The organism is Pseudoroseomonas cervicalis ATCC 49957 (genome assembly GCF_000164635.1).
GTDB classification, from domain to species: Bacteria; Pseudomonadota; Alphaproteobacteria; order Acetobacterales; family Acetobacteraceae; genus Pseudoroseomonas; species Pseudoroseomonas cervicalis.
Genome location: NZ_GG771084.1, coordinates 1 through 978 on the forward strand (window position 1 = coordinate 1; position 978 = coordinate 978).

The 978-nt window shown below is 77.5% G+C and carries 1 pseudogene; it reads right to left on the reverse strand.

The features are described from left to right. Positions 1-978 (reverse strand): annotated as a pseudogene (locus HMPREF0731_RS21860) (DUF4159 domain-containing protein); the annotation flags it as partial.

Here is a 978-nt window from a genome sequence, read left to right on the forward strand (position 1 = left end):
CAGGCCGTACCAGCCGGGCGGGTGGCGGGGCCCCGGCGCGGTCTCGGCGAAGCGGTTGGCGGCGATGGCGCCGACGCCGCCCGGCGCCGGACCCAGCCGGCCGAACCCGTCCATCACCTCGAGCGGCGCCAGCGGCGCCTCCCCCTCCGCCCCGGCGACGCCGGAGGACAGCGCCACCACACGTTGCAGCATGCCGATGAACAGGCCGGAAAGCGGCAGGTTCGACCAGTCGGCATTGGCGGTGACATGGAACAGCACGATGCGCCCGGCGCCGCGCGTCTCGGCGGTGACCAGCGGCGTGCCATCGGCCAGCCGCGCCCATGTGCGCTCCGACAGCAGCGGCCCCGGCTCGGCCAGCACCTGGGTGGCGACGGTCACCTCCCCGGGCACCGCCAGCCCGGCGAAGGGCGAGCTGTCGGCGAAGGGCGCCAGGCGCTGCGGCTGCTCCCAGGAAAGCGCCCCGCCCAGCTGGCGCTCCCCGGCGCGCAGCCGCACCGGCAGCAGCGGGTCGGGCGTCTCGGCCAGGCGCGGCCCGGCGAAGCGCAGCAGCGTGCCGCCCTCTTCCACCCAGCGGGCGAGCGCCGTGCGCTCCTGCCCCTCGGCCACCGGGCGGTCGGCCAGCACGAGGACGGAGAGCTGGCGGGAGAGCAGCTGCGCCACGCTGCCCTGGCGCAGCTCGGCGCTGGGGGAGAGGGCGCGCTCCAGATAGTAGAGCGGCCCCAGCAGCGGCGTGCCGGCGCCCTGCTCGGCGGGGCCGATCAGGCCCACGGGGCGGCGGCGGAAACGCTCATCCAGCAGGAAGGCGGCGCCGGCGCTCTCCTCCCCCTCGATCTCCAGCCGGGTGATCTGGTTGCGGATCTCCAGCGGCAGCTCCAGCGTGGCCTCGCCGCTGGCGGCGCCGGCGGCCAGCGGCAGGGTGGCGCGCGCCAGGGCCCTTCCATCGCCGGTGCGGGCCAGCACCGCCAGCGCCTGCGCACG